Origin of the sequence: Flectobacillus rivi (assembly GCF_030056655.1) — a bacterium.
GTDB classification, from domain to species: domain Bacteria; phylum Bacteroidota; class Bacteroidia; order Cytophagales; family Spirosomataceae; genus Flectobacillus; species Flectobacillus rivi.
In genome coordinates this window covers 101,019-125,473 of sequence record NZ_JASHIE010000013.1, presented here as the reverse complement: position 1 = coordinate 125,473, position 24,455 = coordinate 101,019, and the positions used below count along the sequence as shown (strand labels likewise).

The following is a 24,455-nucleotide window of genomic DNA, read 5'->3' as shown; positions in this document are numbered from 1 at the left end:
TAACATGAGTAAAAGATTAGTTGCAGTATGGGTGAGTAATTATATGGGAATTGAAAATCAAGGATTTAACCTTGGAGGAAAACATACATTTGATTTCAGGTTGAGTGATAACACGCTAACTATTGAAGTAAAAGAAACCATTAACTATGTTGACCTATTTCAAAATAGTAGTGCTATCACAAATGTGACAGGAATCGTAGGGGTTAATGGTACAGGGAAAAGCTCTTTTTTGAAGTTGTTAAATATGATATTTGCTCAAAAACCACTATTTGCGCCCGTGGTGTTAATATTTGAGGAAGGGACTGAATATATTTATTATGACTATATAGGTATAAAAATGTTGAGCTTTATACGAATAGCTAATCCTAGAGTAAGGCTTAACATGAGCTCTTTAATAACAGAAAGAAAAGATGATGAAATTCAAAGAATGTTCAATGATTTAGCATTGATTTTTTACAACCCAATTCTCTCAAGTTCAGAGAGTATATATTTTAAAAGAGAGCATTTTATAGATTATTCAGCAACAGCAGAGTTTTTAAGTACCGAGGTTAAGTCCTCTGGGGGGAAATTACTTGATGATTTTAAGATACTCCTTCATAGTCGGCAGATTGATCTCTTTGCATGGCTTAATAAAAATCTAGATATTTTTAAGCAACAAGATAGAGAATCGATGAAGCTTTTAAAAGAAATAAACCCAGAAAGCATAGTAATTATATTTTCAGATGAAAAGCTAAAAGTTGAATGGGAAAAGAAACAACCATCAAAAGAACTATATAAGCAACTAATTGAGCATTTAGAAAATATGCCCAAATCAATTGAATCATCACCTTTACCGCTAAATAATTTGCTAAACTTATATGTTAAACTCTACATTTATCTTTTTTTGTCTGAATGTAATACGATTTTAGATTTTTTCAAGAATATAGAAATAAAAGAAATAGGACTTGACGAGAGTTATATTAATTTAAAATTCGATGAACTAAAGTTAGATAAGATTTTTCTTGATAAAGTAGAAGAATTTAAAGTTTCTGAAAATGAGGAAGTTAGTTTTAGAAATGGCAGATTCTTGATGAAGATTACAGAATCAACAAATTCATTTATTAGAAAATTGAGAGCTACTTCAACACACATTGATAACGGAATAGTTTATGGATGGCCTAGAAATTTTAGTACGGGGCAAGAAGCCTTAATGTCACAATTTGCAGAATTATTCTCAGTAATAAGAAATGACAACAATGAAAAGAAAGATCAACTTGAAGCAGAAAATATTATCATTTCAATCGACGAAGGAGAAGCCTATTTTCATCCTGAGTGGCAAAGAAAATATATCAGTAGCCTTTGCTCATTTCTTGAAGTAGTCAATGAGGTACAAGGATTAAATAAAAAATTTCAAATCATACTCACCTCTCACTCGCCATTTATAGTGTCGGATATACCTCATTATAACCTCATTAAACTACAAAAGGATGAAAACGGATTTACTAAAGTGATGAATAATCAAGAAACAGAAACACTTGGAGGAAATATCTTTAGGCTGTTTCAAGATGAGTTTTTTGTTGATGAATTTATAAGTGCCTTTGCTTATGAGAAGATAAAAGAGGCTGTTGAATACATAAAATCGTCTGGAGAAAAAAGGGCTACCTTCAAAAATGATGAGGATGTTTCTAAATTTATCTCCCTAATTGGCGAATCTGTTATTCGAAATCAACTAAGAAGCATGTTTGAAAGATATAAAAGAAATAAAGCTAACTAAACTACTAAAAACAATTATAAAACTATGATTTCTATCTCTGATTCAAAATATGCAAAAGGACGACTAGAGGATAGGCATGCAAATGCATTGATAGAGTATATGGGCCGATCGGGTACAAAGTACAATCTTGATGATATAAATGCCTTGATAGCCCAATATTTTTCGAATGTGGGAATCAAAGATATTAAAGATTTATTATGTGCTTCCCCCAAAGAAATTACTTCGATTGTGAATACTTTTGATCAATTACCAATTGAAGAACAGATGAAATTAGCAGGTAGTAAAGATAAAAAAGGATGCTTAGATTTCACCTCTTTATATGATACATTTACAAGAAAGAATAATACTATAAAGGAATATGATTCCGATAAACTTATCGAAGATTGCGATATTTTGACTTGCCCCTATTGTAATGAAAATTATACATATCGAATAGTTTGTAGTAAAGATAAAAAATCAATAAGAAGAACATTCGACTGGGATCATTTATTTCCCAAGGAAAAATACCCTTTTCTTGCAGTATCATTCTATAATTTGGTACCATCATGTAAGGTATGCAATTCATTTAAGAATGCTGATTCAAAATTGTTTTTTAATCCATTCGAAAATGTGAATGTTGATGATGTGTATAGCTTCAACTTTAGTTTAGATGCAAAACTAAATACGATTTTGGAAGATAAAGAAACTTCTAAAGACCAAAATATTCCTTCTAGGGAAATAATTGAGTTTAAAACACAAGATTTAGCATTAAAAAAATCGCTTGAAGCATTATTTGAATCAGTTAAGCTAAAGGATAGAATGAAACAACATAAAGGAGTAATCAATTTAGTTGTAGAAAGAGCAAAGATGTACAATGAAACATTATTAAAAGGCTATGGAAAACAGTTTGCAGACTTAGGGTTAAATGGGTTTTCTGATGAGATGAAGGCTGTTTATTGGGGTATTGAACTTGACCATCATAAATACTATCTAAAACCATTTTCAAAATTGACCAATGATTTAATAAAGGTAATTTTATAAATCCATCATCGTAGAGACGTAGCACTGCTACGTCTACCAATTAGATTTCTATTTTGACAATCATCTGGAGACGTAATATGTTACGTTTCTACAGCAAGGATTGGAATCCTTGGAAAAAATAAGGTGCTGGATAGAAATCCAGCACCAGCAAATGAGACGTAACATGTTACGTCTCTACAATGCGAATTTTACTGATTAAATCCTACAGGAACTTCTGGGCTTGTTTGGATGGGCGTTTTAACATTTTTGAAATTGTTATCTCCCATCAAATAATTAGTTGACTTTTCTCCAGAGACCTTTAAATATATATCAGACGGCACTAATGGGATATTTCCTTGGATGGAAACTTGTTGTAAGTTGCTGAAATCCAAGATAGGAACTCCTGCATGAGGCTTATTCGTCAATACTTGTTTGATGCTGATTTGCTGACTATTTTCGGCTTTAATGACCGCTCCTCTTTCGGTATTGACATGCACATTGTCGAACTGGATATTTTTGGAGTTTTTAATGACAAAACCTGATTGAGTATCGAAATTTAGGTCTTGAAAACTGATGTCTTCTATAGGTAGTTCTTCAAGTCCATTTAGATAACCAGCTTGATTTCCTTGTGCGGTAATATTGCTAAAATGAATATTGCGGAAAATAGGTGTACGTTCAGAAATGGGCTCAACCGTCGTTTTAGCGTATTGCATATCAAGCACAATAGCTTGTTCTTTGATATTTTTCATCACGATATTGTCCACACGAATATCCTCGACCACGCCCCCACGACCGCGTGCCGTTTTGATACGAATACCTCTGTCGGTACCATCGAAAATACAGTTAGAAATCACAATTTTTTTCACACCACCCGACATTTCACTACCAATTACAACACCTCCATGTCCCGACAGCATCGTGCAGTTAGTAATGGTATAATTTTCGGCAGGAATATTTCTTTTTCGTCCCGAACGATCTTTTCCAGATTTGATGGTAATGCAGTCATCCCCAACACTAATATGACAATTGGAAATATGTACATTGCTACAAGATTCGGGGTTTATACCGTCTGTATTGGGAGAATGTGGGTTTTCGATGGTCACACCATGAATGGTTACATTGTCACAAAACTCAGGGTTGACTGTCCAGAAAGGAGAATTTCGAATCGTGATACCTTCAATTTGGACATTTTTACAAAACATGGGTTGAATGAAAGGAGGACGTAAAAAACCTTTTTCTATCCAACCCGGAAGGTCTGGCGCCAATACATCTTTGTTAAGTCTTTTAAACTCCTCTTGCCATTTAGAAGTGGGGATATTTTTGACATGTACTTCTGAGTAAGCCCACCATTTTTTGCCATGACCATCTATCAACCCTCTACCCTTTATGGCAATGTTTTCGGCTTTGTAAGCGTAAAAGAGTGGTGAAAAATTAATGACATCTGTCCCTTCCCATCGAGAAGGAACCATAGGAAGGTACGCGTCAAAATCATCGGTAAAATGCAATTCAGCACCGGCATCGATGAAGATGGTAATATTACTTTTGAGTTCGATAGGACCAGTTTTATATTTTCCAGCAGGAAAATAGATAGTTCCTCCCCCTTGCTTGACCGCAGTGGCAATCGCTTTTTTGATGCCTTCTGTAGCAAGTTTAGAACTATCATTTTTGACCCCAAATTTCAATACATTCAAATATACCTGCGCTTGTGCGCTGATACCTAGCGCCAATAAGAGAAGGGTAAGACTGATATTTTTTCTCATGTTTTTCAAAAATAAGTTATTTGTTAATAGTATATCTGTTATAAGATTGCACTCATAATCAGATGGATACTATCAAAAAAAAGCTACAGAAATATTGTTAATAGAACCTTTTCTATTATTCGTAGATATAATATTTGTTACAATTCCAATGCCTTGCATCTCTACGGATAAAAAGGACTAATACAATTCGAAAAGGTAATTTCCTGAGCCTACTGAAATCAGATATTTATTGCCCTGCTTTTCGGCTGGAATGATTTTACCATTTTGCTTAATAGTTTTTCCTAAATGTTGATCTATTAAAATCTTGGCATTTGTATTGACAGGAATGCTTACGTTTAGGGTAAAGCGTTTGCTTGTTTTTTTCCAAAGGGTACTTATTTTTCCGTAAGGAGATTCATAATTTCCCTCGGCTTGTGTAAGGGTTCCTACCACTTCTGGTGCGATGATGATTTCCTTAAAAGCGACATCTCTTTCACTTTGGCGGATTCCTGCTAAACCGCTATACAACCACTCCATTAAATGTCCAAGCATAAAATGGTTGTGAGAATTACCACCAGCTTGCCAAGATTCGGTAAGGGCAGTAGCGCCTTTTTTGAGCTGATAGCCATAACCTGGCACATCCGAGCGGTTGTTCATCGCAAAAATGATGTCAGAGCGTCCTTCTGATTCTAATACTCTTAGAACATATCGGTAGCCAATATCCCCTGCTGTTAGGGCATAGTTACGTGTTTGAATGTCATCAATCAAATGTTGTAAAACTGCTTTACGATTTTCTGGCTCAACCAAATTCATGAACAGTGCCATGGCATTTACGGTTTGACTACCCGAAGCATACTGTTTGGTGTCAGGGTTAAAGAAAGTCTGATTAAATGCTTTTTTGACTTCTTCAGCTATATCGGCATATTCCTGTGCGTCGTCGCCATGCCCTAAGATTTTGGCAATTTTCTCAGCGATTTGTAAATCATAATAGTAAATCGCTGTACCTGTTACGCCCATAGGGGTAAGTTGTGATACGCCAGGAGGTTTTGGTCCTAAATCATACCAATCGCCTAAGCCTTGTGAAAGAATATGGTTTTGAGCTTTGCTGGCAAGGTATTTCAAATAGCGCTGCATCATGGGATAGGCCTCGTCTAGTACACGGGTGTCGCCATACCAGAGATACATGTAGTATGGAACAATAATGCTGCTACTGCCCCATTCTGGTGAGTCGCGAAACATGTCGCCACCCCATTCAAATTTGACATATTCAGGAGCAATCTCGGGAATCAAACCGTTTGGAAGTTGCGAGAGCTGCATATCTTTAACCGCCTTTTTGAACATTGGAGCTACGTCGTAACGATAGCGAACCGAAGAACCCATCAAATGAACTTGTTCTAGCCAACCTAATTTTTCACGATGTGGACAATCGGTGAACACCGAAGTCATATTGCTTTTAATCGCCCAATCAATAAGCTGATGTGTCTGGTTAAAAAGAGTATCTGAGCTAGCAAACTGCCCAATCGTTGAGGCAGAATTACGAATATGTAATCCTTTTATGCTGATTAACTGTATTTTAGCATTAGTCTCGGGCTTGGCTCCTTTTACTTGTAAATATCGAAAACCATAATAGCTAAAGCGTGGTTGCCATGTTTCGATGCCTTCTCCTTTGAGTACATAACTAAAAATATAGGGACTTCCAGAAGCCTTTTGATTGACAGTACCATTGGCGTTGAGTAATTCCGAAGGTCGAACCCATACCGTATCGCCTTTATTACCTTTTACTTTTAATTCGATAATACCAGAAGCATTTTGTCCTAAATCAAATACCCAATCGCTTGAGGCAACTTGTTTTTGCTGAATTGGCTGAAAAGACTCCATGATTTTGACAGGTTCTATCAGCTGAGGACTCAAACGAGTATGGCCTTCCACCACGATGGCATTTCGCCATAAACTCTCATCGAAGTTGGGCATATCCCAGCCTTTTTGTTCCAGATTAGCGTTGTAGTCTTCACCTCCATAAATACTTGAAAAAGTTATTGGACTTGGGGCAGTTTTCCACGAATTATCACTGTAGAGGTTTTGCTCAGAACCATCTTGGAATTCCACTTTTAGTCGACAAATCATTTTGGGTAAACCAAACATACCTTTGAGTTTGCGATAGCGTCCTTTTACGGGAGGTATGTAGTAAAAGCCGTTTCCAAGCATTACCCCAAAGGTATTTTTACCTTCTTCCAAGGATTTTGTTATGTCAAAACCTACATAAAGTGCTTGTTTATCGTACTTTGTCCATCCTGCATCCAGAAAATTATCGCCAACTTTTTTACCATTCAAACTCAACTCAAAATGCCCTAAGCCTGAGATAAAGACAGTAGCACGTTTCACTTTTTTCTTTACCGAAAAATCTTTGCGAAACATCGGTAAAATATTGTTCTTGAAAACCTTATCTTTTTGTCCATCGGTTGGTAAAATATTCACCAAACTGTCAGCCAAGCGTTCGTAGGCAATCCATTGGGCATTGCGCCAATCCCCAGCAGAGAAAAGCCCCATTTGCCAAGTAGCAACTTCACTCCAAGCCGACGAGCGCCCCTGATTATCCCAGATTTTAACTTTCCAGTAATAAACTTGAGTGGCTTCCAGCGTTTTACCATCAAATTCTATTTGGATAGACTGGTCAGAGGTAATTTTGCCAGAATCCCAAATATTGGCTTTGTTAGGTTGTAGCAACTCAGGTGAATCTGCTACTAAAATTTGATATGCTGTTTGCTTAACATTATATCCCCCCGACTGAATTTTCCAACTCAAGCGTGGTTTGCGAATATCTATACCAATAGGGTTTTTGAGATATTCACAACGCAAGTCATAAAGCGACAAATTTTGTGCATTCCCAAGAAAGCTCATGCACAGAATTTGAAGTAAGCATAAAAAGAAGAATTTTAGTTTTTTGTAGTTTAATGGAGGGTTTTTCATAAAAATTGAATCTGAAGTTATAGAGGGAACAGGCACAAAGGCGCAAAGTGTAAATTGAATCTGAAAATACTATGTGCCTTTGTGCCTGTTCCCTTTGTCACTTTTCTACTGCTGATACTTCACCTCGATGGTTTGTCCTTTTAGAATACTTAGTTCATACCATTGATTGCCAATAGATTGAATCGTTCCTTGTGTACAAGTTGGTGTGGTTTGACTTTTAAACTTAAGTTTTCCAACACCATCATTGGTACCAGTTATTTTGATAGATTCTTTGCTACAATACAATTTGACATCACCTTTTGGGGTTGGGACGCTTCCTTCCATCCAAGCTAAGCCACCAAGCTCAGGAGTAATCTCATATTGCTCATAAGCTGGACTTGTTGGTTTTACGCCTAAATAGTATTTTCCTAATAAGTAAATAGGACTTGCTCCCCAAGCATGACAAAGACTTTTCCCGAACGGACGACCATACATGGCATAATGCTCAGCTCCTGATTTTGTTGGATTATATTCTTCCCAGAAAGAGGTCGCTCCAAGTTTGAGCATACCGCCCCAATAGGATTTCATTTCGTCTAAAACGAATTTTTGTTCACCTAAAGCACACAACGCTTCCAATTCGTAAAAACGCATATATGGCGTAGTGATTTTTTGAATTTTATCATTTAACAAAACATGATTTTTGATTCCTTGTTTTTTGGCATCATCCAAATAATTGAAGAAAATCGCAAACATATTGCTGTATCTGGTTACGTTATCGGTCTGTTTTCCATCTACTTGACTATGTACAAAAGCATGCTTGTTGTCATTCCAATAAGTTGAGAAAAATTTAGATTTCAATTCTTCTCCAATTTGCTTGTATCGAGTAGCCCCTTTGGTATCATTAGCGATATTGGCACATAAGGTCATAGTTTCGAGACTACGAGTAAGCAATAGTTGTTCAAAGCTTACAGCTCCTTTTTTACTCAAACCTTCTGCCCAGTCGATAAATACCCAGTCACCCGAAAGCCCTTCCATCATACCATCTTTGTTGCGACGACTCAAGCAATACTCCATGAGCGTTTGCATACGAGGATAAAATTGTTGGATAAAAGTTTTATCTCCCGTGTATAAATAATAATCGTAAATTCCTAAGAACCAATAGAATGTGTAATCCATAATGGTATTGATATGGCTAGTTACAGGATCTTTGCCACGCAAAGCCAAGAGCGTTCGAGTAACAGCAGGCGAATCAAAGAAGGAATAGTAGTTCATCAAATAACTTTGGTAGGCATCGCCCGACCAAATCCAACGGTCACGTTTGATACCATCTATGAAAAACTCCCGAGTATTGAGCTGAAATGTGTATTTTGCCACATCATAGATCTGATTAATTTGCTCGTCTGAACAACGGAAATTACCACGCTCTTTCTCAGGCATATACTCATACAACATGGATACCTCTTTGAAGGATACGACAGGAGATTTTTTGATAAAAATATATCGAAAAGCCTTTGTCAATTCCATTGTCGAATCTTTGGCAATCGACTGATTGATGGTGAGTTGATCAAGTGTTTCGCAGTGTTCAGTATCCATGGCTTCTTCTTTAGATTCACCATAAAAAATCTCAACTTTTCCTTTCCCTTTTAGTCCTTTGAGTTGAACAAAACCAAACGTTTCCTTCCCAAAATCTAGCATTGTACCCTCTTTTAGTATTTCTACTTTTACAGGTTTTTGTGATTTGGTTGCTAAGCTAAATTTGGAAGGTGCTTGTGCTGGCGTATTAAAATTCCAAGAACCAGCATTGAGCCATGTTGTGCCCGATTGGTCAGAAGCTTTTCCTGTTTCGTCAATCCACTCTTTATCTTCAAAAGTCACCAACCAAGAATTGTCAGAAACGACATTTTTTCCTTGAATAAAAATAGCAGGAACACGGTCTTGGCAAAATACCTTCAGACTTAACTTATGTTTTCCTGTGGGCATCGTGATTTTTTTGGGATAACCCATAATGGCTTTTCCATCAATCTTAACATTGTATTGTCCTTCTACAAAAATCGAGACTTCTTCTGGGGCATTGAGCGTAAATGATTTATGAAAATCAATCAAGTTATAATGACTATCCAATTTCCAGAAAGGTGGGAAAAACACACCACGTTCGGTACGGCGGTTTTGCATTTTGTTACCCAGCCAAATTTCGAAATCTCCTGGATACCAAATCCAAGTAGCTTGTTGCGCAAGACTTAGCCCTGCACTAAACAACCAAAGTCCCAAAATGAGCTGGGACTGTAAAAGGCTTTTGTAGAAAAAACGTTTCATGTATGTATTGAGGTTTGGGGCGAAAATTCTCGCTTTTGAAATGGTTGTTTTAACTAAAAAACAGATATAAAGAAACCATCACAACCACTAAGGCTGTCCAAAGGGTGATTACTCTGGTACTTGGTTTAAATTCTTGACTAGATTCTTCTTTTTCAGAAAGATAGATAACTGGTTTTTTGTCGGTAATAGAAATAATCACTGCGACAAATGCCAAAAAGGCAAAAATGAAAAAGGATAACAAGAGATAATGCGGCCAAAAACTGTATTTGTCAGGCGTAAATACCCATAAGTACAATACACCAACTCCAAGACTAAAGGCTGAGCCAAAAGATAGAATGGCGTTTACGGCCTTTTGTGTCATGGTTTTCCAGAAAACAGTTAATAAGAAAACTACAGAAAGTGGTGGTGCAATAAAACCCAAGACTGACTGAAAAACATCAAATAAATTAAGCCCTTTGATAGAATCTATAGCCAATGCCATCAATACCGCAAATACGCAACCTGCCAGTACCGTCAAGCGACCGACTTTGATAATTTGTTCGTTACTAGCACTTGGATTGATTTTTTTGACATAAACATCCATCGTAAAAACGGTACTCAGAGAGTTGAGTGACGAACCAATTGTTCCGACTAATACCGCAATCAACACAACAATGACCAAACCATTTAATCCCGCAGGGAATAAGTTGGTTACCATCGTCATGTATGCCATAGATGGGTCAGTAAGGTTAGGGAAAAGAATATGGCAAATGACACCTGTCAAGATAAATAGCGGTAGAGATAGGATTTTTAACCAAGCGATAAAGTTTACTCCCAGTTGACCTTGTTCAAGTGTTCTCGCTCCTAAAACCGATTGTACCATAGCTTGATCAGTACAGAAAAATGCAATAGCCGAAACAGGATAACCCAACAAAATAGCAGGCCAAGGGTATTTGGTATCGTTGGCAGGGTGAATTAATGTCCAGAAGTCTGCTGGTACTTGATGATACATGTTTGAGATACCCCCAACTTTCTGTAATCCTAAGATAGTGAGCGTAGTAGAAACTCCAATCAAAAGAATCATTTGAAAAACATTCACCTTTGCGATGGCTTTGAGTCCGCCCATATAGGCAAATAGTCCTGCAAAAAGCACCAAGACAATTACCGCAGGAGCCATTGGAATGCCTAAGATTTGTCTTACCAAAAAACCACCTGAAAAAAGACCCAGGGATAACCAAGAAATCAAAATCTTAATGAGCGCATACCATGCTAAGATATTTTGGGTAGAATCGCCATAACGCTTACCCATAAACTCTGGCATGGTGGATACTTTTGAGGCAATATATTTTGGGGCAAAAACTATAGCTAACAAAAACAAGAATACAAAGGCATACCATTCGAAGTTAACTGCCACAATGCCTGTGCTATAGCCAATACTAGCAAATGCCAAAAGCATTGAAGGTCCCACATTTGTTCCCCACATATTAAAACCGATACTATACCAATCCAGTGATTTATTGGCTAGAAATAGTGTTTCGTCAGTATTTTTTTTGCGACTTGCACGATAGCCAATGACCAACAATATAATTAGATATATGCCCACAATGGTATAATCAAGCCAAGTGAGTTTTTCTGCTAGAGGTGAAAGCATAGTTAGGGTTGAGGATTTTGTAATAAAATGAGGGGAAATAAGTTATGTTAAGAAATATTCAAAATTTTGTAAAGAGTGGCGAAAAGGACTAAATTTCTCTTCGCCACACCTTACTTTTCTTGTCTTGACACAAGAAAAGTAACCGCAGCGGCGGCCGCAAAAGAAAGTCAAGAAATCCTAAACTCGCCTGCGGCTCAAACAATAGGATTTCAAAACTTCATAAACTTTTCATTTCTAATATTTTATTAAGATGAATGTACACTAAGAGCTGTTATCACTAATAGCTCCGATTAGATTCTAAACTTTACTTTTTTGAGTTTTTTGGACTTGCCAATGAGTTTGCCGTCCGCAAAGACTTGTAGGCCTTTGCCTTTGTTGTATTTTTTACCAGTTTCGTCCCAAAGAATTGTAATGAGTTTTCCATGATAAGAAATATTTTCTAGACAAAACCAAGCCCATTGTTTGCTTGAAATCAAAGGACTAATTTCTAATACTTGGTCTTCACGAGGTTTGAGTCCTATTAAATCGCTGATAATCAAGTCTGCATAAGCGGAGTGATTATAGAACTTACTTCTTGGATTGTCGCCTTTGAGCCATTCTCCATTTTTCTCATCCTGATACTCGCCTAAGTAAAGTTTACCATTCATTTGATGCGAAAAGGCATATTTCTTTAGTTCATCATAGAAAACCTGAGGGGTCATATCGCCTTTATGCTTGTAATTATTGAGCAAATTGGACAAAGCCTTAAGTGTTTGAGTGGTGGCATACGGCCAAAGTGGTCCATCCCATTCGCAACCATGTCCTGAGCCATGTGTACGGAACAATGGGTGGCGGCGCTCGGCAGTGGTAATACCCCATTTTGCTTTAAAGCCCAAAGTATCGGTAAGCTGACTCCATTGTTTGACATAGTTAGCCTTATCTTCTGGCAAATTAAAATACCAAGGAATAAATCCAATAGCCTCGCGAGCGTCTGAGAAAGCTTTTGTTTTTTCTAATTTTACCTTAAAAAAAGAGGCCTTGCTATCCCAAAGCGTATCTTCAACGGCTTTTCTAAGGAAGTTCGCTTTATCTGTAAAAATCTTTTGTGTGTTTGCATCGCCCAGTAATTCTGCCATTCTGGCTAAAGATTTAGCATTGGCATACATATAGCTATTGATGGTCGGACGAATATTTTTATCTTTTCTGCCCCCACTAATAGACTCTTCCATGGCATCTTTTACGTCAAACTGGTAGAACATTCCGTTTGGTAATTGGCGTTCTTCTTCCCATTTTTTATAATCTGCTACAAGTGTCTGAAGGTTTTTTTCTAAAAAAGATTTATCCAAATTGACTAAATAACGTTGATACACAGCGTCATCAATCCAGCTACTAAAGGCGTGAAAACGTTGTACATTGTGTTTGGGATCGATATAAAGCCAAAAGCGAATATAATCGTCTGTGTACTGTTGATTGCGGAGCCAACGAGTTTCATAAATATGATGTCCCAAAGCACTACTGATGGCATTGTGCTTACCAGCGTGATTTACTTTGGTGATAAATTCAGTAAAAATAAAGCCATCGGGCGTTTGCTTGAGGTGCTTTCTCAATGCCCACCAACGATAATAGTATATCTCCTGAATCAATGAGTCGGGGCAATCCAATAAAGGAATATTTTGCGCTAACCAATTATATGATTGTGCATTCGGAATAAAATTAATAACAGCTTCTTCCTTATCAAGTGCATTGTAGCGCTCAACTGCCGTGGCTAAGGTTTTGGTTCCAACAAAATCGGTCTTCTGAGCCACACTCCCATACCCCAGAAGAATACAGCCCCAAAGGCTTAATATTTTTTTAATGTACATGATTTCTTAATTGTGAATGATGAGTTGTGAGTGATGAATAAAATAGCCATTCATCACTCACAACTCATCATTCATCACTATTCAACTGTCCAGTCAATATTTTTTTGATTACCTGCAAAACCTGCGTCGAAGATTTTTATCTCTTGTGAGCCATCAACGAAGCCTAATACTAAACACGTTCCTTTGGCAAGGCTCAGCGTATGTGTTCCTGCCTCGAATGAAAAAGTATGGATATTCACAGGAGGCCAGTCGCCTAGCAACAGGGCATTGGTAATCTTACTTTCTGCTTGTCCGAAGTTATTGGCACTGGCATCAATTTCAAGTTGTGGTTTTGGTAGAAAATCACTTTTCTTCGCATCATAAATCCCTATCTTCTCATTGAAATAGCCCACTAATACTTTCACAGGTTTGTCCGTTTTAAAAGTTATTTGAGTGCCCTTCGTAATCTGTGTTTTTTTAGATAAAACAATACCAGAAAGGTTTTTTAGTTCAGGTGCTATACCTTGAATCACAATGCTGGTATCGCTAAAAACTTTTTGATTGCTCGCTAAAGGATAGGTTGTTAAACTGGCATCTTCAAGTTGTACCTGAGCGGGCTTGAGATATTGAATAGCCTTTACACCATTACCTGAACTTTGCTTCAACGAATCAATAACAGTATGTAATCTCGTTACTTCTTTTTGAAAAACGGGTAGCATTTCTTTCCAATGAATGAAAGTCGCGTCGACACCACGCATAGGAATTTTGCGCTGTTTGGTTTGCATACTGTTAGCATACAAATAGGTGTCTTTTGTCAATTCAACCAGTTTGCTATAGTGCTCAACGCTACGTTCTAAGTGTGGTAATGCTTTTTCCAAATCACTAATTTGATTTGAATATTTGTAACGCACTAAGTCCAGAGCGGCATATACCTTTTCAGAGAAGAACTGCGCCATTGCATTGTAGCAATGAACATCATTTTGTAAACGCTTAAATTCAGCCGTATTTTTAGTGACATTTTGTGCTATTTTGTCAATGGATTCCTGCGCTTTTCTCCCATGAACTACTACTTCATCGGCTACCTGCACAGGCGTTTCTCCGATGTGTTTTTGTCCTTTCCATGCCTTTTCGGCATATTCAATAATCATCTCACCTTCAGGTGCTTCTGATTCATATAGCATCGTGAACAGCCCATAACGATAAGGATTAATCAATTGTGTCATCAACATCCCCAAGGTCAAAGTCTGACGGTTACCGTCGGTGATACCGTATCTACGCAAAAGCTTAGGTGCAATTTCTCCCGTTTCGTTGTAGGCATCTAAGATTCCTTGTGCTTGATTTGACGCCAGTCCATATTCTTTTCCAAGATAGGATTTCCAAAACTGCTGTTCTTCTGTAGCAGGGCGGTTTGCACGCCAAGCATATCTTGCCCATGTTTTGTACCACATCGCATCTCGGTCGATTTGTAAAAGTCTTTCGGACGTTTTATCTGCGGTATATGGCCAATCCCAGTATGAAGCTTGAGGGTATAAATGCAGTCCATTAGCGCCATAAACGCTGTGCATGGCTTGTACACACTTCTGGATAAAGTCAGGCGAACTATATCTAAATGGTTCGAGATTTGACAAAAGATGCACATTTTCGATATGTACCGTACCAATTTGGCTTAATTTGCGATGTAATTCTGCCCATGAACCCCTTGGTGTATAAGTCGTTAAAGCCTCTCCATTGTATTTTGCCATCGTGTACAAATTTTTGTACAATGGTAAAGCTTCTTTCATGACTCTTGGCGCATCTGTATCATGCGCACGAAGCACAATGGGCGGTTCAGTTGTTTTACCCAAAGCTTTTAGACCATCTTGTACCCCTGGAATAATGGTTTTGGTAAACCAATCCACGTCATCTTGTCCTGCTCCTTCCATGGCTTCGCCCAAGGTAATTAATAAACCAACATTAGGGTATTTTTCTACAAATGCTGCAATAGACTTACGTGTATAATCTGCAATGACTGGAATAATTGGGCGATTACGGTCTTGTGTTTTGATTTTATGATGTTCGGCAAAAGGTTTGGAAACAATGATGTTATAAAACATCTGAATTACCCAAATACCTCTTTTATCCGCTTCTTCAGTCAAGAAACGGTACATTTCTTCGTTTTTCTTAAAAGTGGCATCATCAACCTCTACGGCATAAGGGTATTCTTTTACCCGAACCAAGGATGCAAAAGGGTGTCCGTTCCAGATGTAGAGTGAGTTATAACGGTTTTCGACCATCATATCTAAGTATCTAATCCAGAGTTTTTTATCGTAAAACCAAGGGAAATCTTTTTCTGTATAAGGATATTCATATACCTCTCTGTCAGGCAAAAGTGTGGGTTTTTGCATACCTACACAAGTACCACGAAGTACCATTTCGGGTTGGTCTTGATAGACCAGAGACTGCGGGATAGTCTTCTGCTGTTTGATTCTTTCTGCTAATTCCAAACAACCATATAAGACACCCGACTCATCAAAACCAATGACCTGCAAAGGAGTTTGAGCAGATTTAAATAGACGAAAACTTTCCTTTTTGGATAAGGTATTGCTATTGTTTAACCCTTGTTGAGTGCCAATCCAAATAGTTGGACTCGTAGATTTTGAGGTTGTAGAAACCTTATATCCAACAGATTCTAAAGCAAGTTTTAGTTTACTAACACCGTAAGCAATACGAGGTTGTGATGGTTGGGAAACTTGTAAATAGATCGTCTTTGCTCCATCCTCATTGCTCGTGATACTAGCAAAAGAATGAGATATGTTTAAGAAGAGGTAACAGAGTATGAGTGAAATTTTGTACATAACTTATAGTCCTGAATCTGAGAGCTTATGATTAATCCGAAAGGTATTTTGATATGATATTGGCTTGCTGCTCAATGAATCTTGTATTTTTTTCGGAATAAATCAGATTTAACACATACAAAGGTATATGCTTAGGAGGGTCAGACTATCTACCATTTTCTCTGAAAATTATAGGATATTTGCATAGGGAGAGTTCTTGCTAAATTAGCAAAAGGATACGAGCTATCCTTTATTTAGTGATTGAGCAATTGAGTGATTTAGTGATTATTTTCAAAATGATTTTTACCCAAAAAACCGAAATATCCTGACTGAAATTTCGTGAGAAGCAGAATATTGTCAAAAAAAATAATCATTCATCCACTCAATCGCAAATCACTAAATAACTCGTGTCATTTTATTGAAATATCTTTTTCAAATAGGCTGTATTGGCGCTGTAATTTCCTTTGACATCTTTAGGCTTGCTGGCATCCCTCGAACGTTCGATGATTAACCAGCCTGACCATTTCATTTTATCTAAAGTCTTTTTTACCTTAAGCATATCTATTTCAGGGTCTTTCTCTAGCCAAACACCATCTTTATTGGTGGCATGAATCATACAGATACGATTTTTTCCTAGAATTTTTAATTCTTTATATAAATCACGACCTTCTTTGAGAGGGTTAGAAAAGTTAAAATAAATCTGAATGGCTGGAGAACCGATTTCTTTGAGTAAAGCTACTTCCTCTTTGGCACTTAATGCTGTTTCGATGCCGATTACCACGCCTGCTTCTTCTGCCATTTTTCCAGCAACTTTTAATCTGCTAACAACCGAATCACGAATAGATGGGTCTTTCTTTAAGTCGCATTGTACACCAAGCGGTAAAAAAGCCACTTTTACATTCATGGCTTTCATGGTTTTTATACAATCTCGAATTGACTGTTGATACTCCTCTCGACCACAAAATGATTGAGCATAATAGCCTGTCATTGCCAAGGAACATATTTCAAGTTTTAATTCTTTGGCCTTATCCATAAAAACCTGACGAATAGAATCGTTGGCAAGTTGGTTTTCAAAAGTGGGTCTTTTCCCTAAACCTCCCATATCCAATTCAAGTCCGTCGGCGCCAATTTGTTGTGTGAGCGTAATGGCTCCCAATTTTTGTCGTTTCAACAACATGAGGTCAATCAAACCTACTTTGTAACGAGTCGTTTGTGCCAGTCCTTGACTAGCTATCATTAACAAAATCAATAAAAAACGCATTTCTTTGAGGGGTTAGTAGTCAGGCACAAGGCAAGAGTAAATAAAAAACTCTTGCCTTGTGCCTCTTTGCCTGTGCCACTATTTCGAAAACATCTTCTCAATTACTTCAAAATCTTTGATGGCATTGGAAGGTAGCTTTTCGCCTTTTTCACCAAAAACATATAAGGCTGGAAAAGGCTCAATCGTAATACCTGTTTCAATGATATTACCAGAAGTATCCTGAATTTTTTGAAGATCTAAGCCTAATTCTTTTGCCATAAAGCCATACATGGCTTTACGTTTATTAGCTCCATAATCATGTCCCTCGCTTGGAAAGTGGGCATTTTGAACTTTATTAGAAGCATGGTATAAATCATAAATTCGTTGTACAAATGGAAATTCGGTTTGTGGGACAAACTGCGTCCAATCTTTTCCATCCGATATAATCATTTGTGCTCTTGGAGCTGCCATGGAGGCTATTTCTACGTTGTTAGTACCTTCTCCACACAAATGCACACCCATGCCACTTTCGCAAGGACAACCCCCACTGTGATACGAGGACATCATGGCTACGGGAACACTTACTTTGATACGGTCATCGATAGCAGTTAACAACATCGTTTGACTACCCCCGCCAGAAGCGCCCGTAATGCCTACACGTGTAGGATCGGCATCTTTGAGGGCTAGTAACCAATCCAGAATACGAATTCCATTGAGCATTTGAATCGTTTGAGCATGGCTACGACGGTGGTCTTCAGATTTGAACTGCAAGGTAGATTCTCCCCAAGCAAAAAGGTCGTAACTAAAAGCCATAGCGCCCATTTTGGCTAAAGCCGCACATCTATACTGACAATCGGCACGATAACGACCATCCCCAAAATGTCCGTCAGGATTCAGAATAACAGGAATTTTACCTTTTGATTTTAAAGGACGATACAAAGAGCCACTTACATAAACCCCTGGCAAAGTTTCGATAGCCACATTTTCAACTGTGTAGCCATCCATGATTCGTTTGGAAGTTATAATAGCTTGAGACTGAGGTTTGGCTGGCGCTTTTGCTATTTCGAGTGCTTGCCAAATGCAGTTTTTCAAATTGGTTTTACGTAATTCCCAAGAAGTAATATCTGGCGAAAGCGTAGACAGATAGTTTAATTGCAGTTTGCCTTCTTCTGGAGTTTTGAGGTGATATTGAAAAGCCTGTAACTTATATTTCCCCTCTCCCTCTTTGGTAAAAGTAATATCCTGCGAGTCCATAACGTGATGGAGCGTTGTTTCCAAATCAGGTCTAAAACGCCATTCGGCATAGGTAACCTGTTTGTCAGCCACCAAGGCTTCAGGATAGCGTATTTTCACCTTAAAACGAGATTCAATCGTCGATATAACCTCTTTTAAAGGTTTTTTAAACGCCTGATCTGCCGTCTGTGCTTGTATAAAAAAGCAAGAAGTTAGTAAAGTGATAGTGATGAGGATATTTTTCATAAGTTTTTAGGGGTCAGGGAATAGGCACAAGGGGTAAGTGTTTTTACTTTTTGCCTAACCCCTAATGCCTATCCCCTATTTTAAAAAATCAAAATACAAAACCATTTCAACAGCTCTTTTAGGCTCTTTTTCGTAGTCATAAAAGACGTGTTTCATACTCATAGGACCTGTGTTGTCAGCTCTGTTAGTTTTAGAACCAATAGCCGAAATACCTTGCATAAAGGAAATATCGCCACTTGGGAAATTAATCACATAGTTTTGATATGAATCTGTTTTGAAGGCTGGACTAAACAACCTGAAAAATACATCTTCTGTCTCAGTAACTACGGTAAAAGGCTGACCTTTGGTTATAAACTTACACCAATACATATTGGCATGGTATCCTTTGAATTCTGGATAAACAAAAGGTATTTCACCTGTTTCGGTAGTATTATAATCTTTTTTCCAAATACCAAATTGATTTCCTTTCAAACGATTTTTCCATACTCGATATGGACCATTTCCTAAATACTCTACACCTTTAATTTCAGATTCTGGAAAAGAAAAGTTAAGTCCAAAATAATTCGTTAAATAAGCTGCTGGAAAATATTTAACTTTCAATTTTACCCAACCCGATGGATAAATGATCCACTGCAGTGTGTTGAATGCCTCTTTTTTGTCGTAAGTTGATTCAATCACTACATTTTCACCTTCAAAACGAGTAGTAATATTTTTGAAATTGGTACTTCCTTCTTGTACAATTGGACCGTTGTTGAATGGAATAACTCCTTTTTCCGTTTGTACCGATTTTAATAAACCTGATTTTTTAGAAAAACTAATCGTCAGACCATTCGCCTTGACTACATACAACGAATCTTGTTCTTGAAGCGTAGGTTTGGCACTTCCCGAAGTTTTTACCATTGCCTGTGCCATTGTTTTTGGCAAGGTAATTTTAAAACTCCAAGTAAAAATTTCTTTCCCAAAAGGATCAAAAGCGCTCAGATACAAAACGTCATATTCTTGCCAATTTTGTGGTAGTTGTTGGCATGACACTGTTCCCTTTTCCAAGGGTTTCAAATTGGGCGAAAGAGCTTTACCCGAAAGTTCGGGCAACTGATGTAGTCCTAAAGATTTGAGTTTCCAAGTAAAACGACATTGATTGGTATTGGTAAAATGATAGCGGTTTTCGATAGTAAATTTTCCATCAAAATCGGAAGTAATTTCTTTTGCCTCAAACTTGATTGGACTCCACACTTCTTTGATGGTAAAATAGCTTCCTTCTTTTTCACGATAGGGACCTACGATGCCGTCCGCAGCACGATTGCCATCAGTATCTAGGATGCCATTTTTATCGGTTCTAACTATACCTTGGTCAACAAAATCCCAAAGAAAGCCACCTGCACAAAGTGGTGTTGTCCATATATGCTCCCAGTAATCTTCCAGACCAGCTCCATGCCCGCCATCATACATCCCATGCAAAAATTCGGTTGGCATAACAATGCTATGTCCGTGGTCATAATTACCGATACCATAGTTATAATCTCGATAATGCTGTGTGTCGAACCCTGCAAAATCTTCCCATGCGTGAATCACAGGACGTTTTTGTAAATCTTTTTGAGGAAAAATAGGGTCTAATTCGTAATTGTGACCACCTTCATTTCCGTTAATCCAAAAAATTACAGAAGGATGATTTTCATCGTGTTCCATCAATTCTTCAAGACGTTTGGTTCCTGTAGGCGTATCATAGTTGCCATGCCAGCCCGCCAATTCATCCATTACAAACAAACCTAAGGAATCACAAGTATCCAGAAAATGATCATCGGGAGGGTAATGCGACATACGAACAGCGTTCATGTTCATATCTTTCATTAATTGCACGTCGAGTAAGCTCACTGCCTTTGAAGTAGTACGCCCAGAAGTTGGCCAAAACGAGTGACGATTTACCCCTTTGAATTTTATTTTAGTCCCATTGACATATACGCCATCACGCAATTTTACTTCGACGGTACGGAAACCAATTTTCTTTTCAACCACGTGAACTGCTTTCCCATTCTGTAATAAACTTACAATCAATTTGTAACGATTAGGTGTTTCGGATGTCCAAAGTTGAATGTTTTGATAAAGCTTTTCAAGGGTCAGTTCAGACTGACCAGCTTTGAGATTTGCTTGAATAGGAGTACCAACCTTTTGACCATTTAAGGTATGTAATTGTGCTGATAAAGTAAGATTTGTATTACTTGAAGTAGTACGAATCACTGCCTTTAGATTACCATTAGCTTTGGCATCAATAGAAACACGAGTAATATGCTGAGTAGGCAAAACCTCTATATAAACTGGACGGAAAATTCCACCAAAAATCCAAAAATCTCCTTTACGCTCAGCTTCATTAACCGACTGATTTTCAGAGTGCTTACTTACTGTTACTTCCAAGAGATTTTCAGCGTCGTAGTTGAGTAATTGTGCAATAGGGTATTTGAAAGCATAATAGGCTCCGTGATGAATTTCACCAGCTGATTTTCCATTGATTTTTACTTCAGTATCGGTCATAACCCCTTCAAAAACAAGGTTTAATGCTTTGCCTTGCCATGACTTGGGAGCTTGAAAACGATATTTGTAAAGTCCTTTTTCCTTACCTCTTGAGCTATCTTTGGCGAAGCCATAGTTGTATTTGCCAAATCCCTGCAATTCCCAGTTGGATGGAACAGGAATACTTGTCCATTTGCCAGCATTACGACCTTCGGTACAGAAAAAATCCCAAGGAACCGTTTGGTCATGCCCTTTTCCAGAAAGATAAACTTTTTGGGTTTCTTGCGCATAGAGAGCCTTAAAACTCAGTACTAAGAAGAGAAAAAGTAAAATTCTTTTATTCATGATTGTTTTTGATGAGGGATAAGGGACAAAGGCACATAGAAAAATGAGATAACGTTTCAAATTTTTGCTCCCGTTATGCCCTATACCTGTTCATTGATATTACTTTTTACTGGTAAACGGTCGTGCAGGGAGTCCTTCTTTGTTGAAAAAATTAGGTTCTGCATCCTCTTGCCATGCAAATCGGACTGTTTTGGGTTCTGGGACTTTCTCAGAAAATACTTCCACTTGGGTGCCTACAACAATGGCTTTTGCCTCGTAAAATTTTCCGTCGGCACCTGCTAGACTAAAATAGTTGAGGTCTTTTCCATCTTTACTCATCAAACCCCCACCCATAGAATCAAAGGATAAAATAGCTTTATCATTTTTGATTTTCATTTTTTTGAAAATAGGTCCAGAGGCAACTAGATCTTTTTTCCCATAGTCATGCTTCAAAGCCAACAGTGCCAAACGTTTCCCGATCTCCCATTTGTACCAAGGATGAATATTGGTCAAAGTGTCTGCCAAATCGGTCGTAGTTACAAAGTCAGCGTACTTTACTCTTTGAGCTACATTGGCTTGTGCTTGCCAAAAAGTAGGAAGGGTTTCCTTGTCCAAAACTACCTTACCTGTACTTTTTGAGTAGAGATAAGGGACTAATTGCACATAGTAAAAAGGCATTTTATCGTCTTTCCAGGCTTTTCTCCAACTGCTAATCAGCGTTTCCATTTTGTTGGTATATTGTACCGAATCTTTCAAAAAACAATTGCTTTCGCCCTGATACCACAAAAAGCCTTTCATAACAAATGACTCTAATGGGCGAATCATAGGGGTATAAAATTTAGCAGGCTCACCTTCTACCTTTTGTCCTTTGAAATAAGGAGAACTAGCAAAAGCCTCTTCCGAAATCCAAGGTTCTATTCTACTGCCTGGGATAGCCGACGAAATCATACCGATAGGTACGCCTGTCTGCTGGTGAACTTCTTTTGCAAAAAAGTAAGCAACAGCCGAAAAAGAACGCAAGGCGGAGTCTTGTGCGATACTCCACCCTTTGTGTTGTGGATCAGGTTTTACTAATTCTTTTCGGTTGACTAAAAAAATGCGAATGAGTGGATTTTTGGCAACCTCCAACTCATCAACAGGATTGGGATCTGGGAGATTGGGACGTTTTACCTTACTGTTTTTTCGCATGGTATATTCCATGTTCGATTGACCAGAGCATAGCCATACTTCTCCTACTAAGACATTTTTAAGGGTAATTACTTCCTTTCCTTCAATTTTTAAATCTTGAGGAATACTTGAGGCTGGTAGTGCCTTGAGCCATACTTGCCAATTTCCTTCAGAATCCGCTGTTGTTTTGGCGGATTGTCCTGAAAATTGGACGTTGATTTGCTCTCCAACAGAGGCTTTTCCCCAAATATGAATAGGTTTTTTTTGTTGAAAAACCATATTATGCCCCAAAATTCGAGGCAAGACAATTTGTGCTTTTACCGAAAAAATCGAGCAAAAACTAAGTATTAATAGAATATATGATTTGATTTTTTTCATAGAAACTTCAATAGTTTTAAGCTAAATCCCCTCTAACTAATCCAAAATAGTTTGCCGCGCCCACTTGACCACCTTTGACATTAACTTCTAAGCCATTGATGGCCTCATTGTTAGAGTAAACCTGACAAAGCGGTGCACCTTTTACCACTGGAGCAATCATTTCTAATGCTTCTATTTCAAGTGCACGTGCTGCATAACTCGACGTATCGCCTCCTGCAATCAACAAACGGGTAAGATGCGTTGATTCGATGACTTTTTTAGCAATCAATCCCAAGGCAGTTCCCAGTTTTTCGGATGACAGAGGAATACTTTCTTGTGAGCCTCCTTGGGTATGAATCATAACAGATTTCCCGTTTTCGATGTAACTAATAGCTTGATTAATATAGGATTGTAAGATATTCTCAGATAACTCTTCCTGTGCAATTAGTGGAGCATCAATGATGATTTCGATAAAATCATGTTGCTTTGCCCAATCAATCTGAGCGCTTGTTACAGGCGAGCAGCTTCCTGAAATCACTAACAAAGCATCTACTTTTGCGAGTGGTTGCCAAGTATTTTTAGGTGAAAAAACACCTTGCTGGTTCCAATAGGAACCCAATGCCATTTCGATACCTGATGAACCAATTGAAAATAAGATGTTAGACTGTTCTTGTGCTTTTTCCTCTAAAAATTCTCCAATTGTTAGTAGATGATCTTCATTGATGGAATCGATAAACAACGCTTTTTTGCCTGCTGAAATTTGCTCAGTATGTGCTTTTGCTAAGTTGTTAGCTTCTACTTGTAAAATATCGAGTAAACCAATTTCTACAGAAGTTTGTCTACCCAAATGCAAACGTAAATCGGCTTCGTCGGCGGGTGTTACGGGATGCTTGCTCATAGAAGGATGGCGATCGAGACGATAGATTTGTCCATCGCTACCGATTCCCATACGAGCAAAGAGATTTCCAAAAACAGAGTATCGACCCAAAGATGGTGCTGCTACCAAAATAGGTGTCCATTGATTTTTGAATTGAGCCAAACCCAATTCAAGCACCAAGCCGATGTTTCCTATTATTGGAGAAGAATCAAAAGTTGAACAAACTTTATAATGCACATGCTTGAGAGGTAGTTGAGCAAGCGCCTCAAAAGCAGGTGCTAACTCCTTTTGCATAGCCTCTACCCCCAAAGCACGAGTTCGCCCTGCAATGCCAATGGCTTGTAATTGAGGATATTGCTGTAGTTTTTCAACTGAGGGAACCTCAAAAAACAAAATGGTATTTAGTCCAGCTCTTGACAAAAACTCCAAGGCATCGGTTGAACCCGTAAAATCATCGCCATAATAGGCAATAGACAACTGTGGTATTTGCATA

13 protein-coding genes are annotated in these 24,455 nt (G+C 38.0%); 2 read left to right on the top strand and 11 right to left on the bottom strand.

Annotation, left to right across the window (positions count from 1 at the left end; genetic code table 11):
- The first annotated feature begins 4 nt into the window (after positions 1-4).
- Positions 5-1,753, top strand: coding sequence for an AAA family ATPase (locus tag QM481_RS18300; RefSeq protein WP_283382805.1), 1,749 nt, complete (start codon positions 5-7; stop codon positions 1,751-1,753).
- Between the two features lie 24 nt (positions 1,754-1,777).
- Positions 1,778-2,773 carry a hypothetical protein gene (locus QM481_RS18295; RefSeq protein ID WP_283382804.1) on the top strand — a complete coding sequence of 332 codons (996 nt, stop codon included), beginning with the start codon at positions 1,778-1,780 and terminating at the stop codon, positions 2,771-2,773.
- Between the two features lie 188 nt (positions 2,774-2,961).
- Here QM481_RS18295 and QM481_RS18290 read toward each other — a convergent pair whose 3' ends face one another.
- From QM481_RS18290 to QM481_RS18240, 11 genes are all read right to left on the bottom strand, one after another.
- On the bottom strand, positions 2,962-4,512 hold the full coding sequence (locus QM481_RS18290; protein WP_283382803.1) for a glycoside hydrolase family 28 protein: 1,551 nt from the start codon (positions 4,510-4,512) through the stop codon (positions 2,962-2,964).
- A gap of 177 nt (positions 4,513-4,689) precedes the next feature.
- Positions 4,690-7,389, bottom strand: coding sequence for a family 78 glycoside hydrolase catalytic domain (locus QM481_RS18285; RefSeq protein WP_283382802.1), 2,700 nt, complete (start codon positions 7,387-7,389; stop codon positions 4,690-4,692).
- Positions 7,390-7,563: 174 nt separating this feature from the next.
- Complete coding sequence (locus QM481_RS18280) at positions 7,564-9,750, bottom strand: alpha-L-rhamnosidase-related protein (RefSeq protein WP_283382801.1); 2,187 nt, start codon at positions 9,748-9,750, stop codon at positions 7,564-7,566.
- A gap of 49 nt (positions 9,751-9,799) precedes the next feature.
- Positions 9,800-11,380 (bottom strand): sodium:solute symporter family transporter, encoded by a 1,581-nt coding sequence (locus tag QM481_RS18275; RefSeq protein WP_283382800.1) that lies wholly within the window; start codon positions 11,378-11,380, stop codon positions 9,800-9,802.
- Between the two features lie 290 nt (positions 11,381-11,670).
- Positions 11,671-13,221, bottom strand: coding sequence for an MGH1-like glycoside hydrolase domain-containing protein (locus tag QM481_RS18270; RefSeq protein WP_283382799.1), 1,551 nt, complete (start codon positions 13,219-13,221; stop codon positions 11,671-11,673).
- A 77-nt stretch (positions 13,222-13,298) separates the two neighbouring features.
- Positions 13,299-16,034: an alpha-d-galacturonidase gene (locus QM481_RS18265; RefSeq protein ID WP_283382798.1), complete on the bottom strand. Its 2,736-nt coding sequence runs from the start codon at positions 16,032-16,034 to the stop codon at positions 13,299-13,301.
- 394 nt (positions 16,035-16,428) lie between these two features.
- Complete coding sequence (locus QM481_RS18260; protein WP_283370636.1) at positions 16,429-17,274, bottom strand: sugar phosphate isomerase/epimerase family protein; 846 nt, start codon at positions 17,272-17,274, stop codon at positions 16,429-16,431.
- 78 nt (positions 17,275-17,352) lie between these two features.
- Positions 17,353-18,732 (bottom strand): alpha/beta hydrolase family protein, encoded by a 1,380-nt coding sequence (locus tag QM481_RS18255; RefSeq protein WP_283382797.1) that lies wholly within the window; start codon positions 18,730-18,732, stop codon positions 17,353-17,355.
- Between the two features lie 75 nt (positions 18,733-18,807).
- Positions 18,808-21,582: a glycoside hydrolase family 2 TIM barrel-domain containing protein gene (locus QM481_RS18250; RefSeq protein WP_283382796.1), complete on the bottom strand. Its 2,775-nt coding sequence runs from the start codon at positions 21,580-21,582 to the stop codon at positions 18,808-18,810.
- Positions 21,583-21,681: 99 nt separating this feature from the next.
- Positions 21,682-23,106 carry a sialate O-acetylesterase gene (locus QM481_RS18245; RefSeq protein ID WP_283382795.1) on the bottom strand — a complete coding sequence of 475 codons (1,425 nt, stop codon included), beginning with the start codon at positions 23,104-23,106 and terminating at the stop codon, positions 21,682-21,684.
- A gap of 16 nt (positions 23,107-23,122) precedes the next feature.
- Entirely contained in the window at positions 23,123-24,454 is a 1,332-nt protein-coding gene (locus QM481_RS18240; protein ID WP_283382794.1) for a four-carbon acid sugar kinase family protein, read from the bottom strand.
- Position 24,455: the final 1 nt, after the last annotated feature.